The organism is Kluyvera sp. CHPC 1.251, from assembly GCF_036759945.1.
GTDB classification, from domain to species: Bacteria; Pseudomonadota; Gammaproteobacteria; order Enterobacterales; family Enterobacteriaceae; genus Kluyvera; species Kluyvera sichuanensis.
The window spans coordinates 17,429-38,729 of record NZ_JAPKIC010000015.1 but is presented as its reverse complement, the minus strand read 5'-3'; the positions used below and the strand labels follow the sequence as shown (position 1 = coordinate 38,729).

Sequence of the window (21,301 nt, the reverse complement as noted above, 5' to 3'; positions counted from 1 at the left end):
ATTACCCCTTCAGACCCAGACGTTCACCCTGATAGCTACCATCCTGTACCTGCTTCCACCAGCTTTCGTTGGCGAGGTACCACTGGACCGTTTTACGCATCCCACTTTCAAAGGTCTCTTCCGGGGTCCAGCCCAGTTCGCGGGCGATTTTCGCCGCGTCGATAGCGTAACGTAAATCGTGGCCAGGACGATCGGCAACAAACGTAATCAGATCATGATAATGCGCGATACCCTGCGGCTTCTCCGGCACCAGTTCTTCAAGCAGGGCGCAGATAGTCTCAACGACATCGAGATTTTTACGCTCGTTATGGCCGCCGATATTGTAGGTCTCGCCGATAGCGCCTTCGGTAGCGACGAGGTAGAGCGCGCGAGCATGATCGTCAACGTAGAGCCAGTCGCGAATCTGTTGGCCGTTGCCGTACACCGGCAGCGGTTTTCCGGCTAGCGCATTGAGGATAGTCAGCGGAATCAGCTTTTCCGGGAAATGGTACGGACCATAGTTGTTTGAACAGTTGGTAATGAGCGTTGGCAGGCCGTAGGTGCGCAGCCAGGCGCGAACCAGATGGTCGCTGCTAGCTTTCGAGGCCGAGTAAGGGCTGCTTGGCGCATACGGAGTGGTTTCTGTGAAGAAATCGTCCACCGAATGCAGGTCGCCGTACACTTCATCGGTTGAAATATGGTGGAAGCGAAACGCCGCTTTACCGCTGTCATCCAGCGTAGACCACCAGGCGCGAGCGGCCTCCAGCAGCGTGTAGGTGCCGACGATATTGGTTTCGATAAACGCCGCCGGGCCGTCGATAGAACGGTCAACGTGGCTCTCGGCCGCCAGGTGCATCACCACATCCGGGCGATACTGTGCAAACACGCGGTCCACCTCTGCGCGATCGCAGATATCCACCTGCTCGAAAGCAAAGCGCGGGTCTTGTGCCACCGGTGCCAGCGAAGCCAGGTTACCGGCGTAGGTCAGTTTGTCCACAACAACGACGCTGTCAGAGGTGTGGTTGATAATATGGCGGACGACCGCCGAGCCAATAAAGCCTGCGCCACCGGTTACCAGAATTCGTTTCAACGCCAGACTCCTTTGGTATCAACCACATACTGCTGTTTAATTGTATCGCCGCTGATGGCTTTAAATTGGCTGTGATCGACCAGCATCACAATCACGTCAGCGCTGGCAAGCGCGGTTTCAAGCGACACCAGCGAGCACAGGCCGTCGAGTTTTTTCGGCAACTGATGAATATTGGGTTCCACTACCAGCGTTTCGCCGCTGTGCCATTGGGCAATCAGCTGTGCAATTTCCATCGCCGGGCTTTCGCGCAGGTCGTCGATGTTGGGCTTAAACGCCAGGCCGAAGCAGGCAATTTTCAGTTCGCTGGCGCGCTTATCGCTGGCCGCCAGACAGTCGGCGACGTTAGCCTTCACCTTGTCGATAACCCAGAACGGTTTATGGTCGTTCACCTCACGTGCGGTACGAATCAGACGCGCCTGATCCGGGTTTTGCGCCACGATAAACCACGGGTCAACGGCAATACAGTGCCCACCGACGCCTGGACCCGGCTGGAGAATATTGACGCGCGGATGGCGGTTCGCCAGACGAATCAACTCCCAGACGTTAATCCCCTGATCGGCGCAGATAAGTGACAGTTCGTTGGCAAAGGCGATGTTCACATCGCGGAAGCTGTTTTCCGTCAGTTTGCACATCTCGGCGGTGCGAGCGTTAGTCACCACGCATTCACCTTCAAGGAAGATGTTATAGAGTTCGCTGGCGCGCGCGGAGCACACCGGCGTCATCCCGCCAATCACGCGGTCGTTTTTAATCAGTTCCACCATCACCTGCCCTGGCAGCACGCGCTCCGGGCAATAGGCGATATTGATGTCCGCCTGCTCACCCGCCTGCTGCGGGAAGGTCAGGTCAGGGCGCATCTCGGCCAGCCAACCGGCCATCAGCTCGGTTGCACCCACCGGGGAAGTGGATTCGAGGATCACCAGCGCGCCTTTCTTCAGCACCGGCGCAATAGAGCGCGCTGCCGCTTCGACATAAACCATATCCGGCTCATGATCACCCTTGAACGGCGTTGGCACGGCAATCAAATAGGCATCTGCCGCTTCCGGCGTGGTGGTGGCGCGTAAATAACCGGCGGACACCGCCGTTTTCACCACCCTGTCGAGATCGGGCTCAACAATATGAATCTCGCCGCGGTTGATGGTATCAACCGCGTGCTGATTAATGTCTACGCCCACCACCTGTTTTTGCCGCGAAGCAAACGCCGCCGCAGTTGGAAGGCCGATATAGCCCAGACCGATCACCGAGAGGGTTGAGAAACTCATAGCGTTACCTGATTATTTTTTAATGCTGACAATATACGTTCGCATGCCCGACCATCCCCATATGGGTTATGGGCCCGGCTCATCCTTTGATATTCATCTTCGTCACGCAGTAGTCGCGTAACTTCATCCACGATGCGTTGGCTATCGGTGCCCACCAGGCGTACCGTCCCGGCATCAATGGCTTCCGGTCGTTCAGTGGTTTCACGCATCACCAGCACCGGTTTGCCCAGCGACGGCGCTTCTTCCTGAATACCGCCAGAGTCGGTCAGGATAAGCCAGGCGTGGTTCATCAGCCAGACGAACGGCAGGTACTCCTGCGGCTCAATCAGCATGACGTTATTGATATGCCCCAGAATACGGTTAACCGGTTCGCTGACGTTCGGATTCAGATGCACCGGGTAGACGATCTGTACGTCCGGGTTGTTCGCGGCGATTTCCGCCAACGCATGGCAAATTTGCTCAAAGCCCTGACCAAAGCTCTCCCGACGATGCCCGGTGACCAGAATCATCTTCTTTCCCTGGCTCAGGAAAGGGTAACGTTGGGAGAGATCTGCATTCAGCGCCTTATCGTTCATCACCCGATCGCGTACCCAGAACAGCGCATCAATCACCGTATTGCCAGTAACAAAAATCCGCTTACCTGACAGATTTTCTCGCAACAGGTTCTGCCGCGAATTTTCAGTCGGCGCGAAGTGATACATTGCCAGATGCCCGGTCAGCGTCCGGTTGGCCTCTTCCGGCCACGGCGAGTAAAGGTCACCCGTGCGCAGACCTGCCTCAACGTGCCCCACGGGAATACGTTGATAGAAAGCCGCCAGGCTCGCGGCAGCAGTAGTAGTAGTGTCGCCATGCACTAGCACAACGTCGGGTTTAAACGACTCCAGAACGGGCTTCAACCCCTGCAGAATTCGGCAGGTAATTTCAGTTAAACCCTGTCCTGGACTCATGATGTTGAGATCATAATCCGGAACGATGGAGAAGAGGCTTAGCACCTGATCAAGCATTTCCCTATGCTGCGCGGTGACGCAGACCTTCGCCTCAAAATGAGGGTCCTTTGCTAGCGCGTGGACCAGAGGCGCCATTTTGATCGCCTCCGGGCGTGTGCCAAATACAGTCAGTACTTTCACATCGATTCTCTTCTATAGATGAAACAGGCCCATCGCCCTTCATCAATTGATGGGTATTTACTGCGTGCGACGACGCGCCAGCGCTACCCCAGCACCAACCAATGCGCCGACAATGCCCCACATGACCATCAGGAATACACGACGTGGGCTAGTGCGTTTAACCGGTTCCTCCGGCGTGCGCAAATACCGATATGTCTGGAAACTTGGCGCCAGCGTCGGGCCTACGTTGAGGGTCGTTAGCATAGCCCTCCCCTGATCGTAATCAAGGTCAAACGTCGGACCTACGGCCTGAAGATTCTCCAGACGCGCCTGCAGCATCGGGCGGCCAAGCAGGGAGAGCTCAGAGTCCGGCAACTCATCGGACGGCACGTCGGTCTCGCTGCGATTGATATTGTGCTGCTGCGCAATTTTCAGCGCGGCTTCAATGCTGTGCAGACGGCGGTTGAAAATCGCCTGCGCGACCTCTTCCTGGCGTTTTACCTGCGCCTTCACCTGAATGGTGCGGGCGGCCCAGGCGCCTTTCAGTTCGTCATTCAGGTGCCCTGCGGCGCGCTGGCTGGCAAAGGCCACGTACTGACGTAGCAGATTATTCGCGTCCGGTGACGTTTCCGCCGTCAGCTTCACGCTATCGCTAACGCTTTTCTGCGCATCGCCGGGGATAAACTGAATATCGTCAATCAGATCATCGAGCAACGCAGCATCGGCGCGCGAGTTACCCACCATCCGTTGCTTGTAGTAATCCGTCTGCAGCCAGAAATCACGGCGGGTATCCCAGGATGCCAGTTGCATGACGAACTCTTTGTAGACTTCATCCATCACCGAAGGCGGCGTGGCGCTAGTCGGGTTGACCTTCACATCCAGATTGCGCAGGAACTGCTGCTGCGAATAATAGCCACCCAGCATGTTAACGGTCGGCCGGTCGGTGATCGCTGTGGTGCTCCATTCCTGCCGGGCAAAAAAGGTATAAACCAGCACCACGGCGGCAAACAGCACCGCAAAGCCAATAATCCAGTGTTTTCCCGACCACAACGCGCGAAACAGGCCACGAATATCCAGTTCATTCTCAGCACTTGCCAACGGTGCTTCCGGTAATGGTTGTGTCATTACTACCCCAGTTTTACTTGGTTAATTTTGGATTGTTTTCACTGTTTCGGCGCATTCTGCGCTTCATGCGTTTAATGAAACGCGCCACTTTCCAGGCCCGCTTGATGCAGTAGCCATAGAGGCCAAAGGCCAGCAGGAACAGTATCAGCATGACCCATTCAGGGACAACACCTGTATATTCAGCGGCAACACCGATTCCGGCAAGCAGTGCGGCGGCTGCAGTAATGAGGACCAAAGCCTGACGAGAAGTAAATCCCGCTCGCATAATGAGATGGTGGATGTGCTGACGATCGGCAGAGAATGGGCTCATACCCTTGCGCAGTCGACGGTACATAATAGCAACCATATCCATCAGAGGAATGGCGACAATCCACAGCGCCGTCACAGGACTTATCGGATGATGAGTACCCTGCGTTGTTTGCAGCAATATCCAGATCACCGTAAAACCGATCATGGTGCTACCTGCATCGCCCATGAACACTTTATAGCGACGGCCAAGCACCCCAAGATTCAGCATGATATAAGGCAAAATCGTGGCAATCATCGCGAAGCACCACATTGCGAGGCTAGTTTGCCCATCAAACCATAGGATCAAGCCGATAGCAGCAAAGCTGACGCTGGATAGACCCCCAAGAAGGCCATCAATCCCATCAACCATGTTAAAAGCATTAATCATTGCCCATACAGCAAGCAATGTAAGAACGTAGCCAAACGGTCCAAGCACCATTTCCCACGGACCCAAAATATAACCCAAACTACGCAAGTATAAATGGCCCAAGGCCATCATCACTACGGCAACAACAGCCTGAACCAGAGCACGAATTTTTACGCTAATGTCAAAGCGATCGTCCAGCGCACCGACCAGCACCAGCAGACCGGCGCAGCTAAGATAAAGAGTGGCATGAGGAATGTAATAATCAGCGAAAGTAAATGTGACACAGATCCCTGCGAATACAGAAATACCACCGACCAGCGGAACGGTTCCCTGGTGGCGTTTACGATAGTTGGGTCTGTCCACTAAACCGATCTTTTTAGCCACTCGCCTGGCGAAAACAAGAAAAACGGTAGTGAACAAAAAAATACCGATCAAGTCAGTACCGACGGCCAGTAAACTCACAATTTATACTCGCTGCGAATATTAATAGCGAAAGTATACCCACGATAGCAACGCATCAGAAGAGGAACCCTGATGAATATTGGGGAAACTTGCCTGATTTATAACCGATTTTACAAACTAACTATCATTGTAGCTGTAAACCATAATTATCCGTGAAAAAAATGTTAACCCCCATTGGCTAAACTCCTAAAAACAAAAACGCCACACGATTGTGTGGCGTTCATCGGCAAAAACCTTATTTTACGAGCGTTTCATCATATCGAAGAAATCGTCGTTGGTTTTGGTCATGGCCAGCTTATTAATGAGGAACTCCATCGCGTCGATTTCACCCATTGGATGGATGATTTTGCGCAGGATCCACATTTTCTGCAGCTCTTCAGGCGTGGTGAGCAGCTCTTCTTTACGGGTACCGGAACGGTTGTAGTCGATAGCCGGGAAGACGCGTTTTTCAGCAATCTTACGAGAGAGATGCAGTTCCATGTTGCCGGTACCTTTAAACTCTTCATAGATAACTTCATCCATTTTAGAGCCGGTATCGATAAGCGCGGTCGCGATGATAGTCAGGCTACCACCCTCTTCCACGTTACGCGCAGCACCGAAGAAACGCTTCGGACGGTGCAGGGCGTTGGCGTCCACACCACCGGTCAGGACTTTACCAGACGCGGGAACCACGGTGTTGTACGCACGTGCCAGACGGGTGATGGAGTCGAGCAGGATGATAACGTCTTTCTTATGTTCAACCAGACGTTTCGCTTTCTCGATAACCATTTCCGCAACCTGAACGTGGCGAGATGCTGGTTCGTCAAAGGTAGAAGCAACCACTTCACCTTTAACCAGACGCTGCATCTCGGTCACTTCTTCCGGACGTTCGTCGATCAGCAGAACCATCAGTACGCAGTCTGGGTGGTTGTACGCGATGCTCTGCGCGATGTTCTGCAGCAGCATGGTTTTACCGGCTTTCGGCGGCGCGACAATCAGACCACGCTGGCCGCGACCGATTGGCGATGCCAGATCCAGGACACGAGCGGTTAAGTCTTCGGTAGAACCGTTACCACGTTCCATACGCAGACGTGAGTTTGCGTGCAGCGGGGTTAAGTTCTCGAACAGGATCTTGTTGCGCGAGTTTTCCGGCTTATCGTAGTTAACCTCGTTAACTTTCAACAGCGCAAAGTAACGCTCACCCTCTTTTGGAGGACGAATCTTACCTGAAATGGTGTCACCAGTGCGGAGGTTGAAACGACGGATTTGGCTAGGGGAAACGTAGATATCATCAGGGCCGGCGAGGTAGGAGCTGTCTGCGGAGCGGAGGAAACCAAATCCATCCTGCAGTATCTCCAGCACACCGTCGCCAAAGATATCCTCGCCACTCTTCGCGTGCTGCTTCAGGATGGCGAAAATGATGTCCTGCTTGCGCATACGTGCCTGGTTTTCCAGACCCATATTTTCGCCGAGAGTGATCAGCTCAGAAACCGGCGTGTTCTTTAATTCGGTAAGATTCATAATGGTGTGGGTTCTTAAACTCGGGGTAAATCTCGAACTTAATTTGTGAATGGTATGGCAGGGTCATCCGTGCCTGTTTACGGCCATCAACTCATGTCTGTTCGCTGCCTGGTCACAGGAGAGTACGCAGAACTGAAACGACAAGACGGAAAAGAGTGACAAGCCTGGAATTTTTCAACCTCTGACGCTGTTAACGACAACGGGAGGTTTGGGTCAAACAGATTCAAACAAGGTATGTTTAAAACGAAGTCAAAGTTAACTTAGCACGACTGATGGCAAGCGTCCAGAGTTCCGCTCAAATTAAGAACACAGGAACCCTGAACGCTTACGTTGAATCTCTTACGCCAGATTAGCGTCGAGGAACTCTTTCAGCTGGCCTTTAGACAGTGCGCCAACTTTCGTCGCCGCGACTTCGCCGTTTTTGAACAGCAGCAGCGTAGGGATACCGCGGATACCATACTTCGGTGCAGTACCTGGGTTCTGATCGATGTTCAGTTTAGCCACGGTCAGTTTGCCCTGATACTCCTCGGCGATTTCATCCAGAATCGGGGCGATCATTTTGCACGGACCGCACCACTCTGCCCAGAAATCGACGAGTGTCAGCCCGTCAGCCTTGAGTACGTCCGTGTCAAAACTGTCGTCAGTCAGGTGAATAATTTTATCGCTCATATTTAACTCCACAGGAATAAGCCTGGTGTGTTGGTGTAGCATTAACCAACGAGGTGTTGATGTTGACTTCGCCAACAAAGGTTGACGTTATTTCACCGGATACGCTTTCTTAATGCAATAGTAAGCTGATATTCTACCACACTATGAGCAAAACACATTTAACAGAACAGAAGTTTTCCGACTTCGCCCTGCACCCAAAAGTGGTTGAAGCCCTTGAAACTAAAGGGTTTTATAATTGCACGCCCATTCAGGCGCTGGCTTTGCCGCTGACGCTTGCTGGACGCGATGTGGCTGGACAGGCGCAAACCGGTACCGGGAAAACGATGGCGTTCCTGACGTCAACGTTTCATTATCTTCTTTCTCACCCGGCAGTTGCTGACCGCCAGGTGAACCAACCGCGCGCCTTAATTATGGCGCCAACCCGTGAGCTGGCAGTACAGATTCACGCTGACGCAGAGCCGCTGGCTCAGGCGACCGGCCTGAAACTGGGCCTGGCCTACGGCGGTGACGGCTATGATAAACAGCTGAAAGTGCTGGAAAGCGGCGTCGATATTCTGATCGGCACCACCGGCCGTCTCATTGACTATGCAAAACAGAACCATATCAACCTGGGCGCGATCCAGGTCGTGGTGCTGGACGAAGCCGATCGTATGTACGATCTGGGCTTTATTAAAGATATTCGTTGGCTGTTCCGCCGCATGCCTGCGGCCAACCAGCGTCTGAACATGCTGTTCTCCGCGACTCTGTCTTACCGCGTACGTGAACTGGCGTTCGAGCAAATGAACAACGCCGAATACGTGGAAGTCGAGCCAGAGCAGAAAACCGGCCACCGTATTAAAGAAGAGCTGTTCTACCCTTCCAACGAAGAGAAGATGCGTTTACTGCAAACGCTGCTGGAAGAAGAGTGGCCAGACCGCGCGATTATCTTCGCCAACACCAAGCATCGCTGTGAAGACATCTGGGGCCATCTGGCTGCCGATGGTCATCGCGTCGGCCTGCTGACCGGTGACGTGGCGCAGAAAAAACGTCTGCGTATTCTGGAAGATTTCACCCGTGGTGATATCGATATCCTGGTCGCGACTGACGTTGCGGCACGCGGTCTGCACATTCCTGCCGTCACGCACGTCTTTAACTATGACCTGCCAGACGACTGTGAAGACTACGTACACCGTATCGGTCGTACCGGTCGCGCAGGCGCAAGCGGCCACTCAATCAGCCTCGCTTGTGAAGAGTATGCGCTCAACCTGCCGGCTATTGAGACCTACACCGGTCACTCTATTCCGGTGAGCAAGTACAACCCGGATGCGCTGTTAACCGAACTGCCGAAACCGCTGCGTTTGACGCGCGTTCGCCAGGGTAATGGTCCGCGTCGTTCGGGCGCACCGCGTAATCGTCGTCGTTCAGGTTAACTAAGTTATGCTCACTACCACCTCGCTCTATGCAGCTATCGATCTCGGTTCCAATAGTTTTCATATGCTGATAGTTCGCGAGGTGGCGGGCAGCATCCAGACGCTGACGCGTATTAAGCGCAAAGTGCGTCTGGCCGCCGGGCTTAACCGCGACAACACCCTCTCGACGGAAGCGATGGAGCGAGGCTGGCAATGCCTGCGTCTGTTTGCTGAACGTCTTCAGGATATTCCCCCAACGCAAATTCGTATCGTGGCTACCGCGACGCTGCGTCTTGCCGTTAACGCCGACGTCTTTATCGCCAAAGCCCAGGACATCCTCGGCTGCCCGGTACAGGTTATCCGCGGTGAAGAAGAAGCGCGCCTGATTTATCAGGGCGTCGCGCACACCACCGGCGGCGACGATCGTCGTTTAGTGGTCGATATCGGTGGTGCCAGTACCGAACTGGTTACCGGCACCGGTGCGCAAACCACCTCGCTGTTTAGCCTCTCAATGGGCTGCGTGACCTGGCTTGAACGTTACTTTACCGACCGCAATCTGGCTCAGGAACATTTCGACGAAGCGGAACGCGCCGCCCGTGAAGTGTTAAAGCCGGTTGCCGATGAGCTGCGTCAGCACGGCTGGAAAGTCTGCGTCGGCGCGTCCGGTACGGTACAGGCGTTGCAGGAAATCATGATGGCGCAGGGAATGGATGAACGCATTACCCTTGCCAAGCTTCAGCAGCTTAAACAGCGCGCCATTCAGTGCGGCCGTCTTGAAGAGCTGGAAATTGAAGGGCTGACGCTGGAGCGCGCGCTGGTATTCCCAAGCGGGCTGGCGATTCTGATCGCCATTTTCACCGAGCTGAATATTCAGTGCATGACCCTGGCCGGCGGCGCGCTGCGCGAAGGGCTGGTCTACGGCATGCTGCATCTGGCGGTCGATGAAGACATTCGTAGCCGCACGTTGCGTAATATTCAGCGCCGCTTTATGGTCGATATCGAGCAGGCAAATCGCGTGTCTCAACTGGCGGCAAATTTTGTCGAACAGGTGAAAGATAGCTGGGATCTAGAGCCGTTAAGCAGCGAACTGCTGTTAAGTGCCTGTGCGCTGCATGAAATTGGCCTCAGCGTCGATTTTAAACAGGCCCCGCAGCACGCAGCCTATCTGGTACGCAATCTCGACCTGCCGGGCTTCACCCCTGCGCAGAAAAAGCTGCTCGCCACCCTGCTGCTGAATCAGACCAACACCGTGAATCTGCCCACGCTCCACCAGCAGAACGCCGTACCACCACGCGTGGCGGAGCACCTCTGCCGTCTGCTGCGCCTGGCGATTCTATTTGCCAGCCGTCGTCGCGATGATCTTCTGCCCGCTATTACGCTGACAGCCGACGGGGAAAATCTGACCCTCACGCTGCCGGAGAGCTGGCTGGAACAGCATCCGCTCGGGCGTGAGATGATCGATCAAGAATGCCAGTGGCAAAGCTATATCCACTGGCCGCTGCAGGTTGCTGGCGTCGGGCTACCGGATAGTTTGTAACGTCGACTTCGGGAAGGCACCGTGCATATTCCCGGCGTCGCTCTGCTCGGCCGGGCTACCATTTATTGCACACTCTGTAGGCCCGATAAGCGCAGCGCCATCGGGCATTCATTATGATTTTTTCGCTTTTGCCAGCATTTCACGAATATTGGCAACGTTCGCCTGCCCCTTGTGCATCCGCTCTTCAGGCGTAATGACCTTCCGCTCTTGCTCCCACACCACATCATCCTGCGGCAACTCCAGCAGGAATCGGCTCGGCTCCGGGCGTACCAGTTCACCGTACTGGCGGCGCTCTTTGCAGAGGGTGAAAATCAGCTCTTTCTGCGCGCGGGTGATGCCCACGTAGGCCAGGCGACGCTCTTCATCAACGTTGTCTTCGTCGATGCTGCTCTGGTGCGGCAGCAGCCCCTCTTCCATCCCCACGAGGAAGACGTACGGGAACTCCAGCCCTTTCGAGGCGTGCAGCGTCATGAGCTGAACCTGATCCAGCTCTTCTTCACTTTCGCCGCGCTCCATCATATCGCGCAGGGTAAAGCGAGTGACCACCTGAGTCAGGGTCATGGGTTCTTCCAGCTCGCTGCCTTCCAGCATCTCCGTCATCCAGCTAAACAGCGTGTTGACGTTTTTCATGCGCATTTCGGCGGCTTTCGGGCTTGGTGAGGTTTCAAACAGCCAGGACTCGTAGTCGATGCCATGGATCAGATCGCGTACGGCGGCAATTGGCTCACGCTCCGCCAGGCGCTGGATTTCTCCCAGCCACTGGGTAAAGCGGGTGAGGGATTCATAGCCGCGTCCGGTCAGCGTCTGACTCAGCCCCATATCAAAGCTGGCGGTGAACAGGCTTTTGTTACGGGTCATCGCCCATTCACCAAGCTTTTGCAGCGTCGCCGAGCCAATCTCACGCTTCGGCGTGTTGACGATGCGCAGAAACGCGCTGTCGTCGTCCGGGTTGCTCAGCACGCGCAGATAGGCCAGCAGGTCTTTAATCTCCGGTCGGGAGAAGAACGAGGTACCGCCGGAAATTTTGTACGGGATGCGGTTCTGCATCAGGAATTTTTCAAACACTCGCGACTGGTGGTTGCCGCGATAGAGAATGGCGTAATCCTTATACTGCGTCTTGTTGACGAAGTGATGGGCGATAAGCTCGCCGGTGACGCGCTCTGCTTCATGCTCTTCGTGGTTGGCGCTCAGCACTTTCAGTTCCGGGCCATAGCCCAGCTCGGAGAACAGGCGCTTCTCAAACACGTGCGGGTTATTGGCGATCAGGATGTTCGCCGCCTTCAGTATGCGCCCGGAAGAACGGTAGTTCTGCTCCAGCTTAATGACCTGCAGCGCCGGGAAGTCTTTACTCAGCAGCACCAGGTTCTGCGGACGCGCGCCGCGCCAGGAGTAAATCGACTGGTCATCGTCGCCGACCACGGTAAACCGCGCACGCTGCCCTACCAGCAGTTTCACCAGCTCGTACTGACTGGTGTTGGTGTCCTGATATTCATCCACCAGCAGGTAGCGAATCTTGTTCTGCCAGCGCTCACGCACCTCTTCATTACGCTGTAACAGCAGCGTCGGCAGCAGGATCAAATCATCGAAGTCCAGCACATTGCAGGCCTTCATGTGGGCATCGTACAGGCTGTAGCAGTGGGCGAAAATACGATCGCGCTCGCCCTTCGCGCTGGCCGCCGCCTGCGGTGGGGTCATCAGGTCGTTTTTCCAGTTGGAGATCGTCGAGATCAGCTGCTGGAACACCACTTTATCGTCTTCGATCAGCCCTTCGGTCAGATCTTTAAGCAGCGCGGTTTGATCGGTATCGTCAAACAGCGAGAAGTTCGACTTCATGCCCAGCGCCGCGTATTCACGCTTGATGATATCCAATCCCAGGGTGTGGAAAGTGGAGATCATCAGCCCGCGCGCCTCTTTGCGCCCCAGTGTCTGCGCCACGCGCTCTTTCATCTCGCGCGCGGCCTTGTTGGTAAAGGTGACGGCGGCGATATGACGAGCCTGATAGCCGCAAACGCGGATCAGGTGCGCAATTTTATTGGTGATCACGCGGGTTTTGCCGGAGCCAGCACCCGCCAGCACCAGGCATGGGCCAGTGACAAATTCGACGGCTTGTTGTTGTCCGGGGTTTAAACGCATAGGGGCATTGCTCAATCTGTAAACACGGGGGTGTGGATTGTAGCAGAAACTCAGGCTGAGATTTACCCGCCGAATGGTAAAGTGTTGGGCAGCAACCCAACGATAAGAGTGACCTTATGGCAAAGAGCGCGGCAGCCCTGCACATCCTGGTAAAAGAAGAAAAACTGGCGCTGGAGATCCTCAGCAAACTGGAGCGAGGAATCAGCTTCGATCATCTGGCAAAACGCTATTCCCGCTGCCCTTCCGGGCGCAACGGCGGCGATCTGGGAGAATTTAAACAGGGAGCAATGGTGGGGCCATTCGACGCCGCCGTTTTTAGCTGCCCGCTGCTCAAACCTTTCGGGCCGGTCAAAACCAAATTTGGCTATCACATCATCAAGGTGCTGTATCGGCGATAAGCCATGCTAAAATCACCAGCCTTACAGACTCGCTTATAGAAAGGCTCGATCATGGCAAAAACAGCAGCAGCAGTGCATATCCTGGTGAAAGAAGAGAAACTGGCACTGGACCTTCTGGAACAGATTAAAAACGGCGCCGACTTCGGTAAGCTGGCGAAGAAGCACTCCATCTGCCCATCGGGCAAACGCGGCGGTGACTTAGGTGAATTCCGTCAGGGCCAGATGGTTCCGGCGTTTGATAAAGTGGTCTTCTCCTGCCCGGTGCTGGAGCCAACCGGCCCGCTGCATACTCAGTTCGGTTACCACATCATTAAGGTGCTGTACCGGAAATAAACAGCAACGCCTTCTCATGGAGAAGGCGTTTCGTGTTTGCACCCTCTCCCCATGGGAGAGGGCCGGGGTGAGGGCACCAGCGTGCTCCGTAATTAGCAACGACGCCGGGTTTTTTATTTCTGCGATTGTAGCGTCTGCTGGGCGTTATGCTTCATCACATGGGTGCTAATCGCCGCCTGGAACACCTTAAACATCAGGCCGTTAATCAGCGTCGTAATGGTAATCACGATAAACGCCGTCATCACCCAATCAATCAGCGCAAAGCCGCTGTTCAACAGCGCCGGGCGATAGACCGCCATCCCGCCAAAGACCACCCAGTGGCTTAAGCAATAGAAGCAGTGGAATAAGTGGCCCATCAGCGCATTCTTTTTCGTCGTCCATTCGCGAAACGCGGCAAATAGCTCCGTCTGCGTCACCGTCATCGAAATACTGCTCGCTGCCATCGCAATCATCAGGCAGGTGGTTAAGGTTTCAATCATGGTTGTGACCTTTGTCGTTGAAGTAGCTGATAAATTCGCTGCCGATGTCCTGCAGCGTCAGGCGTTTAAAGCGATCGAGGATCAGCGTCTGCGCATCGGCGAGCGTCTCTGACATCACCCGGTTTACCCCCTGTTCCACCAGGCACTGTGGGTTTTCACTGCGGTTGCCCAGCGCAAACAGCGCCGGTTCACCGAGCGCCATGTAGATATCGTAAAGCGTGATATCGCCGACCGGTCGGCACAGCCGCCAGCCGCCGTGGTGCCCCTTCGTGGCACAGACAATGTTGTTTTCCCTGAGCCCGGCAAGCAGTTTGCGGATGAATGCCGGATTACCGTCGATAAAGGCGGCCATCTGTTCGGATGTCAGAGGTTTATCCATCTGCTCCAGGTGAAGCAGAATGTGCAGCGTAGCTGAGAATGAGTTGTTTGTTTTCATGTAACTTACGATATTACATTAAGGCAATAATGAGCAATCCCGAATACTAAAATTTGTGCATATATGTACATATTATATTGATAAATATGGTTATTTATATTTTACAGCAAAACTATTGATCAAAAATCATCTTATGTTACTTTGAATATTACATGAAATTCATCGTCAACAATCGAGGTGGTTATGCACGACATTGAGCAACAGCCGGAAGCCTTTTGGGAGTCGCATTACGATGCGATGTCTCCGCATTCCAACGGCATTCCGGGTAAAATTCTGGTGCGCTTCACCGAAGGTTTGGCACCGGGTAAAGCGCTGGAGCTGGGCTGCGGGCGTGGGGATGATGCGGTCTGGCTGGCAAAACAGGGCTGGCAGGTCACGGCAGTTGATCTTTCGCACCGGGCAATTGAATACGCGGCGGCCAACGCCGAACGTGCTGGCGTCGATATCACCTTCCAGCAGTGCGATCTCACTCAGGCATTCCCTCAAGGCGAATTTGCCCTGATTGTCGCCTCATTCCTGGAATCACCGCTGGCGTTCGATCGGGCCACGATTTTCCGCGCCGCGCTCGATCACGTCGCGCCAGGCGGCATGTTGCTTATCACCTCACACGGCAAAGTCCCGAGCTGGTCAAAGCACGTCCGCCCGTTCCTGCCTGCACATGAAGTACTGGCCTCTCTGGGCGCATTGCCACCGGGTTGGGAAGTACCGTTTTGTGAAGAGGTATCACGCACCATGGTCGGGCCTGAAGGACAGCAGGATGAGGTATCAGATTCCGTGGTCGTATTAAAACGCGGATAAAAAAACGGCCCGGTAGCGAGGCGCTGACCGGGCCGGATGATAACGAGGTTTTATTAGCCAGCGACGGCGATGCGCTTCATGTCGGTCATGTAGCCGCGCAGTTTCTTACCAACCTGCTCGATAGCGTGGCCGCGAACCGCTTCGTTCACATCGCGCAGCTGAGCGTTGTCTACCGCGCCTTCAGCAATCGCTTTGCCCAGGTCGCCGGTCTGCAGGGTGGTCATAAACTCTTTCAGCAGCGGTACGCAAGCGTAAGAGAACAGATAGTTACCGTATTCTGCGGTATCGGAGATAACCACGTTCATTTCGTACAGACGCTTACGGGCGATGGTGTTCGCAATCAGCGGCAGCTCGTGCAGTGATTCGTAGTAAGCAGACTCTTCGATGATGCCGGAATCAACCATGGTTTCGAACGCCAGCTCAACGCCCGCTTTCACCATCGCAATCATCAGAACGCCTTTATCGAAGTACTCCTGCTCGCCGATTTTGCCTTCAAACTGCGGTGCGGTTTCGAACGCGGTTTTACCGGTCTCTTCACGCCAGGTCAGCAGTTTCTTATCGTCGTTAGCCCAGTCAGCCATCATACCGGAAGAGAATTCGCCAGAGATGATGTCGTCCATGTGCTTCTGGAACAGCGGTGCCATGATCTCTTTCAGCTGTTCTGACAGCGCATAAGCGCGCAGTTTCGCTGGGTTAGACAGACGGTCCATCATCAGGGTAATGCCGCCCTGCTTCAGCGCTTCAGTGATGGTTTCCCAGCCGAACTGAATCAGTTTTTCGGCGTAAGCGGCGTCGGTGCCTTCAGCCACCAGCTTGTCGAAGCACAGCAGAGAGCCGGCCTGCAGCATACCGCACAGGATAGTCTGCTCGCCCATCAGGTCAGATTTCACTTCTGCAACGAAGGAAGACTCCAGTACGCCCGCACGGTGACCGCCGGTCGCCGCTGCCCAGGCTTTAGCGATGGCCATGCCTTCGCCTTTCGGATCGTTTTCCGGGTGAACCGCAATCAGCGTTGGTACACCGAAACCACGTTTGTACTCTTCACGGACTTCGGTACCCGGGCACTTCGGTGCCACCATCACGACGGTGATGTCTTTACGGATCTGCTCGCCCACTTCAACGATGTTGAAGCCGTGGGAGTAACCCAGCGCTGCGCCGTCTTTCATCAGCGGCTGTACGGAACGCACAACGTCAGAGTGCTGTTTGTCTGGCGTCAGGTTAACCACCAGGTCAGCCTGCGGGATCAGCTCTTCGTAGGTACCGACTTTAAAGCCGTTTTCGGTCGCTTTGCGCCAGGAAGCACGCTTCTCTGCGATCGCTTCTTTACGCAGGGCGTAGGAGATATCCAGACCGGAGTCACGCATGTTCAGGCCCTGGTTCAGACCCTGAGCGCCACAGCCGACGATGACCACTTTTTTACCCTGAAGGTAGCTTGCGCCGTCGGCGAATTCTTCGCGGCCCATGAAGCGACATTTGCCCAGCTGAGCCAGCTGCTGGCGCAGATTCAGTGTATTAAAGTAGTTAGCCATGATGGTGTACTCCGTGATGTTGTGTGTCGTTACTCTATGGATTTCGAGTTGCAGGAAGGCGGCAAGTCAGCGATTCCCCAGGAGCTTACTCAAGTAAGTGACTGGGGTGAGCTGACGCAGCCAACGCGCCTGCAACTTGAAAGACGACGAGTATATTGTTCGGTTCGCGTTTCAGCGAGAATGAACCCACATTACAACAGGAAATTTATTGCGGAAATTGATATATTCACAACGTTACATTGCAATTTATGCAACATCAAAAACCGGAGACTCGCCTGTGGATTTACGCGATCTGAAAACCTTCCTGCATCTGGCGGAAAGCCGCCATTTTGGCCGCAGCGCGCGGGCGATGCACGTCAGCCCGTCCACGCTTTCCCGGCAGATTCAGCGCCTCGAAGAGGATCTCGGCCAGCCGCTATTTGTTCGCGATAACCGCACGGTGACGCTGACCGAAGCCGGTGAGGAGCTGCGCGTGTTTGCTCAGCAGACGCTATTGCAGTATCAGCAACTGCGCCACACCCTTGACCAGCAGGGGCCGTCTCTTTCCGGCGAGCTGCATATCTTCTGCTCCGTCACCGCCGCTTATAGCCACCTGCCACCGATTCTCGACCGCTTCCGCGCCGAACATCCCTCGGTTGAAATCAAGCTCACGACCGGCGATGCCGCCGATGCGATGGAGAAGGTCGCCACCAACGAGGCCGATCTGGCCATCGCCGGTAAACCTGAAACGCTGCCCGGTGCCGTCGCCTTCTCAATGCTGGAGAATCTGGCGGTAGTGCTGATTGCCCCGGCGCTGCCCTGCCCGGTACGCAACCAGGTCTCGGTGGAGGAGCCAGACTGGTCAACGGTGCCGTTTATCATGGCCGACCAGGGGCCCGTGCGCCGCCGTATCGAACTGTGGTTCCGCCGCCATAAAATCAGTAACCCATCGATTTATGCGACCGTCGGCGGACATGAAGCGATGGTGTCGATGGTGGCGCTGGGCTGCGGCGTGGCGCTAATTCCCGAAATCGTGCTGGAAAACAGCCCGGAGCCGGTGCGCAATCGCGTGATGATTTTAGAACGCAGCGATGAGAAGACCCCGTTCGAGCTAGGCGTCTGCGTGCAGAAAAAACGGCTGCATGAACCATTGGTGGATGCCTTCTGGAAGATTGTGCTGGAACGCAAAATCGCCGAATAGCGTTGATGTTTTCAGCCCCCAGTCATGCCCCAGGTTCGGGAGATTAATTGGTATCAAAGGTGCCAGGTGTAAACGGGTGCTGCAGGTAAAATCGTCACTAAAGAAACAGGACCTTACGAGAGGGAGTGACGATGCAGAAACCCAAAAAGATCTTCAACAACACCGATAATATTCGTAGCGAAATCATGGAAGGGCTGGTGTACGCGGGGCGCGGTAAGATCCACGCCCTGCCGGCGTATTGCGCGGTTTATCGCACGATGACGCAAAACGGCCAGACCGTTATCGTCAGCGGCGGCGGCAGCGGCCATGAGCCGACGTTTGCCGGGTTCGTCGGCGAAGGCGGCATCGATGCCTGCGCGCTGGGCGAAGTCTTTACCTCCCCCTCTCCCGACCAAATCATTGAAGCCAGCCGGGCCGTTCATCAGGGCAACGGCGTGCTGTTCCTCTACGGCAACTACTCCGGCGACGGCATGAACTTTGATATCGCGGCGGAAATCCTTGCGGAAGAAGGGATTGAGTGCCGCACCGTGCGCGCCACGGATGATATTGCCTCGGCGCCGCCGGAAAGAATGTCCGACCGCCGCGGCGTGGGCGGGCTCGCGTTTTTGTACAAGCTGACCGGTGCCGCTGCCCAGTTTGAGCACTATGCCCTGCCTGAGCTGGAAGCGTTGGCGAACAAAGCCAACCATAACACCCGCACCATTGGCGTCGCACTCAGCGGTTGCGCGCTGCCACAGGCCGATGCCTTTAACTTCACCCTGGCCGATAACGAAATCGAGTTGGGCATTGGCATCCACGGCGAACCGGGACTGTGCCGTATTCCGATGCCGCAGAGCGATGAGCTGGTTGAGATGATGATTGAACGCCTGTGCAACGATCTGCCTTTCGCGAAGGGCGACAGCGTGTGCGTGAGCGTCAACAACCTCGGTGCGCTGAGTAATACCGAGCTGATGGTGGTCACCCGCAAAGTCGGCATGGCGCTGACGGCGCGCGGCATCAGAACCTACGACGTGCAGGTTGGTCATTTCTGTACCTCGCTGGAGATGTCCGGTTTTTCCCTGAGTATGCTGCGGCTGGACGACGAGATGCAGCGCCTGTACGACCACCCAATCCGCACCCTAGGCTGGAGAAACTAAGATGAACACCACACAATTTATCGCCTGCCTGCGGTACGTCTCTGAGGGGATGATCGCCAGTGAACCACGGCTGACCGCGCTCGATCAGGTGATCGGCGACGGCGACCACGGTATCGGCATTAAACGCGGCTTTACCGCACTCAACACTCTGCTCGCCGCACCCGAATTTACGGCCACGGATATTGGCGACACGCTGCTGCAAAGCGGCACTCGTCTGATGACCAGCATGGGCGGCGCCTCCGGGGCCATTTTCGGTACCCTTTTCCGCGCCGGGGGTAAAGGTCTGGCAGGCCGCGCTGAGCTGGATGCCTCCACCCTCGCCGAGTGGTTGGCGATCGGCATGCAGGCCATCCACCAACGCGGCGGTGCCGAGCCGGGGGATAAAACCATGGTCGATGCGCTGGCCGCCGCCGCCGAGCGCGCCAAAGCAGATGTCTCGCTAGCGCTGCCGGAAGCACTGACCCACTGCGCACAGGCGGCAATGGCAGGCGCTGAGGGCACCAGCACGATGGTGGCGCGCTTCGGGCGTGCGAAAAATCTGGGTGAGCGGGCCATTGGCCACTGCGATCCTGGCGCGGTGTCGACGGCGCTGATCCTGCAGTTTATGGCGGAATTTGCCCATCAGAACTAACCTGCAATAGCGCACAACCTCCACAGGGGCCATGTTTATGCATGGCCCTTTTTTGTCCCGCTGCCCGGCGTTTGACGGCTAAAATCAGTGGTAGATTCAGTATTGGCGCTCCTTTTCTGTATAATGTTGCGATCCATTGTAGTGGGGGGCTTGTTAACCATGTCGTTAAGCAAGCCAGAACAGACGGTGTCATTGCGCACTTGACAGCGAAAATACAAACTTAATTAGCCATCATTATGATAATCAAACCAAAAATTCGTGGATTCATCTGTACAACGACCCATCCGACTGGCTGTAAAGTCAATGTGGAAAAACAGATCGAGTACGTTAAGCAAAACGGGAAAATCGAGAATGGCCCTTCCCGCGTGCTGGTAATCGGTGCTTCCACCGGCTACGGCCTTGCGTCCAGAATTTCCGCCGCCTTTGGCAGCGGTGCCGCCACTATCGGCGTATTTTTCGAAAAACCAGGCACGGAGTCCAAACCAGGTTCCGCGGGCTGGTATAACTCTGCCGCCTTCGACGAAGCGGCCAAGCGCGAAGGTCTCTATTCCAAAAGCATCAACGGCGACGCGTTCTCTGACGAATGCCGCGATGAAGTGATCAAACTCATCAAAGAAGACCTGGGTCAGATTGATCTGGTGGTTTACTCACTGGCTTCCCCAGTGCGTAAAATGCCAAAAACCGGTGAAGTCGTCCGTTCTGCGCTGAAGCCAATCGGCGAGGTTTACACTTCTAAAGCGATTGATACCAACAAAGATCAGATCATGACCGCCAGCATTGAGCCGGCAACCGAAGAAGAAGTGCAGAACACCGTTACCGTGATGGGCGGCGAAGACTGGGAACTGTGGATGGGCGCGCTGAACGACGCAGGCGTGCTGGCTGACGGCGTGAAAACCGTGGCTTACTCCTACATCGGTACCGACCTGACCTGGCCAATCTACTGGCACGGCGCGCTGGGCAAAGCGAAAGAAGACCTCGACCGTGCGGCGGGTGAACTACGCAACCAACTGGCTCCGCTGAACGGTTCTGCCAACGTTGCGGTACTGAAGTCCGTTATCACTCAGGCATCTTCCGCCATTCCAGTGATGCCACTGTACATCTCTATGGTCTTCAAACTGATGAAAGCGCAGGGGATTCACGAAGGTTGTATCGAGCAGATCAACCGTCTGATGACCACCAGCCTGTACGGCGACAAAGTGGCGCTTGATGACAACCAGCGTATCCGTATGGATGACTGGGAACTGCGTGAAGATATTCAGCAGGCCTGTCGCGACCTGTGGCCGCTGATCACCACTGAAAACCTGGCGCAAGAAACCGACTATGCAGGCTACAAGCAGGAATTCCTGAACCTGTTCGGTTTTGGCCTCGATGGCGTGGACTACGACGCTGACGTGAACACCGAAGTCGAATTCGACGTGATCACGCTGTAATTTGTTGCAGTTGTCGTAAAAAGGGTTCATGCGTAAGCATGAACCCTT

At 55.1% G+C, this 21,301-nt stretch carries 20 protein-coding genes and 1 pseudogene; 9 read left to right on the top strand and 12 right to left on the bottom strand.

Annotated elements, in window-relative coordinates; translation table 11 throughout:
- Position 1: 1 nt before the first annotated feature.
- The 8 genes and pseudogenes from rffG to trxA all read right to left on the bottom strand — a co-directional run bounded on the left by rffG (position 2) and on the right by trxA (position 7,845).
- The gene (gene rffG / locus V6940_RS21150) at positions 2-1,069 is read right to left on the bottom strand and encodes a dTDP-glucose 4,6-dehydratase (protein ID WP_333497201.1); all 1,068 of its coding nucleotides are present in this window, start codon (positions 1,067-1,069) and stop codon (positions 2-4) included.
- Positions 1,066-2,328 (bottom strand): UDP-N-acetyl-D-mannosamine dehydrogenase, encoded by a 1,263-nt coding sequence (wecC, locus tag V6940_RS21145; protein WP_333497200.1) that lies wholly within the window; start codon positions 2,326-2,328, stop codon positions 1,066-1,068. The genes rffG and wecC overlap by 4 nt, the downstream gene beginning before the upstream one ends.
- A complete protein-coding gene (wecB, locus tag V6940_RS21140) occupies positions 2,325-3,455 on the bottom strand; it encodes a non-hydrolyzing UDP-N-acetylglucosamine 2-epimerase (protein WP_333497199.1) in 1,131 nt (376 codons plus the stop codon). The genes wecC and wecB overlap by 4 nt, the downstream gene beginning before the upstream one ends.
- Positions 3,456-3,512: 57 nt before the next feature.
- Positions 3,513-4,559 carry an ECA polysaccharide chain length modulation protein gene (wzzE, locus tag V6940_RS21135; RefSeq protein WP_333497198.1) on the bottom strand — a complete coding sequence of 349 codons (1,047 nt, stop codon included), beginning with the start codon at positions 4,557-4,559 and terminating at the stop codon, positions 3,513-3,515.
- Positions 4,560-4,572: 13 nt separating this feature from the next.
- On the bottom strand, positions 4,573-5,676 hold the full coding sequence (wecA, locus tag V6940_RS21130; RefSeq protein ID WP_333497197.1) for a UDP-N-acetylglucosamine--undecaprenyl-phosphate N-acetylglucosaminephosphotransferase: 1,104 nt from the start codon (positions 5,674-5,676) through the stop codon (positions 4,573-4,575).
- 240 nt (positions 5,677-5,916) lie between these two features.
- The gene (gene rho / locus V6940_RS21125) at positions 5,917-7,176 is read right to left on the bottom strand and encodes a transcription termination factor Rho (RefSeq protein WP_035895778.1); all 1,260 of its coding nucleotides are present in this window, start codon (positions 7,174-7,176) and stop codon (positions 5,917-5,919) included.
- Between the two features lie 86 nt (positions 7,177-7,262).
- Positions 7,263-7,325, bottom strand: a pseudogene (locus V6940_RS21120) (rho operon leader peptide); the annotation flags it as partial.
- A gap of 190 nt (positions 7,326-7,515) precedes the next feature.
- The gene (gene trxA / locus V6940_RS21115; RefSeq protein ID WP_002883224.1) at positions 7,516-7,845 is read right to left on the bottom strand and encodes a thioredoxin TrxA; all 330 of its coding nucleotides are present in this window, start codon (positions 7,843-7,845) and stop codon (positions 7,516-7,518) included.
- Positions 7,846-7,988: 143 nt separating this feature from the next.
- Here trxA and rhlB point away from each other — a divergent pair, with 143 nt between their 5' ends.
- Positions 7,989-9,254, top strand: coding sequence for an ATP-dependent RNA helicase RhlB (rhlB, locus tag V6940_RS21110; protein WP_185669611.1), 1,266 nt, complete (start codon positions 7,989-7,991; stop codon positions 9,252-9,254).
- Positions 9,255-9,261: 7 nt separating this feature from the next.
- Positions 9,262-10,770, top strand: a complete 1,509-nt coding sequence (gene gppA, locus V6940_RS21105; protein WP_333497196.1) for a guanosine-5'-triphosphate,3'-diphosphate diphosphatase — start codon at positions 9,262-9,264, stop codon at positions 10,768-10,770.
- 111 nt (positions 10,771-10,881) lie between these two features.
- Here the strand turns inward: gppA and rep are convergent, their stop codons facing one another.
- Entirely contained in the window at positions 10,882-12,903 is a 2,022-nt protein-coding gene (gene rep, locus V6940_RS21100; protein WP_185669613.1) for a DNA helicase Rep, read from the bottom strand.
- 116 nt (positions 12,904-13,019) lie between these two features.
- On the opposite strand from rep, the gene ppiC (V6940_RS21095) reads away from it, so the two are divergent.
- Positions 13,020-13,301: a peptidylprolyl isomerase PpiC gene (gene ppiC, locus V6940_RS21095; protein ID WP_185669614.1), complete on the top strand. Its 282-nt coding sequence runs from the start codon at positions 13,020-13,022 to the stop codon at positions 13,299-13,301.
- A gap of 51 nt (positions 13,302-13,352) precedes the next feature.
- On the top strand, positions 13,353-13,634 hold the full coding sequence (ppiC, locus tag V6940_RS21090; RefSeq protein WP_023309650.1) for a peptidylprolyl isomerase PpiC: 282 nt from the start codon (positions 13,353-13,355) through the stop codon (positions 13,632-13,634).
- Positions 13,635-13,747: 113 nt separating this feature from the next.
- Here ppiC (V6940_RS21090) and V6940_RS21085 read toward each other — a convergent pair whose 3' ends face one another.
- Positions 13,748-14,113 carry a DUF1360 domain-containing protein gene (locus V6940_RS21085; protein WP_333497195.1) on the bottom strand — a complete coding sequence of 122 codons (366 nt, stop codon included), beginning with the start codon at positions 14,111-14,113 and terminating at the stop codon, positions 13,748-13,750.
- Positions 14,106-14,549 (bottom strand): Rrf2 family transcriptional regulator, encoded by a 444-nt coding sequence (locus tag V6940_RS21080; RefSeq protein WP_333497194.1) that lies wholly within the window; start codon positions 14,547-14,549, stop codon positions 14,106-14,108. Before V6940_RS21080 ends, V6940_RS21085 begins: the two co-directional genes overlap by 8 nt.
- Positions 14,550-14,732: 183 nt before the next feature.
- Here V6940_RS21080 and V6940_RS21075 point away from each other — a divergent pair, with 183 nt between their 5' ends.
- Positions 14,733-15,347, top strand: coding sequence for a class I SAM-dependent methyltransferase (locus V6940_RS21075; RefSeq protein ID WP_333497193.1), 615 nt, complete (start codon positions 14,733-14,735; stop codon positions 15,345-15,347).
- Between the two features lie 53 nt (positions 15,348-15,400).
- Here the strand turns inward: V6940_RS21075 and ilvC are convergent, their stop codons facing one another.
- Positions 15,401-16,876 (bottom strand): ketol-acid reductoisomerase, encoded by a 1,476-nt coding sequence (gene ilvC, locus V6940_RS21070; protein WP_035896549.1) that lies wholly within the window; start codon positions 16,874-16,876, stop codon positions 15,401-15,403.
- 208 nt (positions 16,877-17,084) lie between these two features.
- Between ilvC and ilvY the strand changes: the two genes are divergently transcribed.
- The 4 genes from ilvY (at position 17,085) to fabV (ending at position 21,253) form a co-directional block, all read left to right on the top strand.
- Entirely contained in the window at positions 17,085-18,056 is a 972-nt protein-coding gene (ilvY, locus tag V6940_RS21065) for an HTH-type transcriptional activator IlvY (RefSeq protein ID WP_333497192.1), read from the top strand.
- Between the two features lie 131 nt (positions 18,057-18,187).
- A complete protein-coding gene (locus V6940_RS21060) occupies positions 18,188-19,192 on the top strand; it encodes a dihydroxyacetone kinase subunit DhaK (protein WP_333497191.1) in 1,005 nt (334 codons plus the stop codon).
- Position 19,193: 1 nt separating this feature from the next.
- Positions 19,194-19,823, top strand: coding sequence for a dihydroxyacetone kinase subunit DhaL (dhaL, locus tag V6940_RS21055; protein WP_333497190.1), 630 nt, complete (start codon positions 19,194-19,196; stop codon positions 19,821-19,823).
- A gap of 236 nt (positions 19,824-20,059) precedes the next feature.
- On the top strand, positions 20,060-21,253 hold the full coding sequence (gene fabV / locus V6940_RS21050) for an enoyl-ACP reductase FabV (protein WP_333497189.1): 1,194 nt from the start codon (positions 20,060-20,062) through the stop codon (positions 21,251-21,253).
- Positions 21,254-21,301 lie beyond the last annotated feature (48 nt).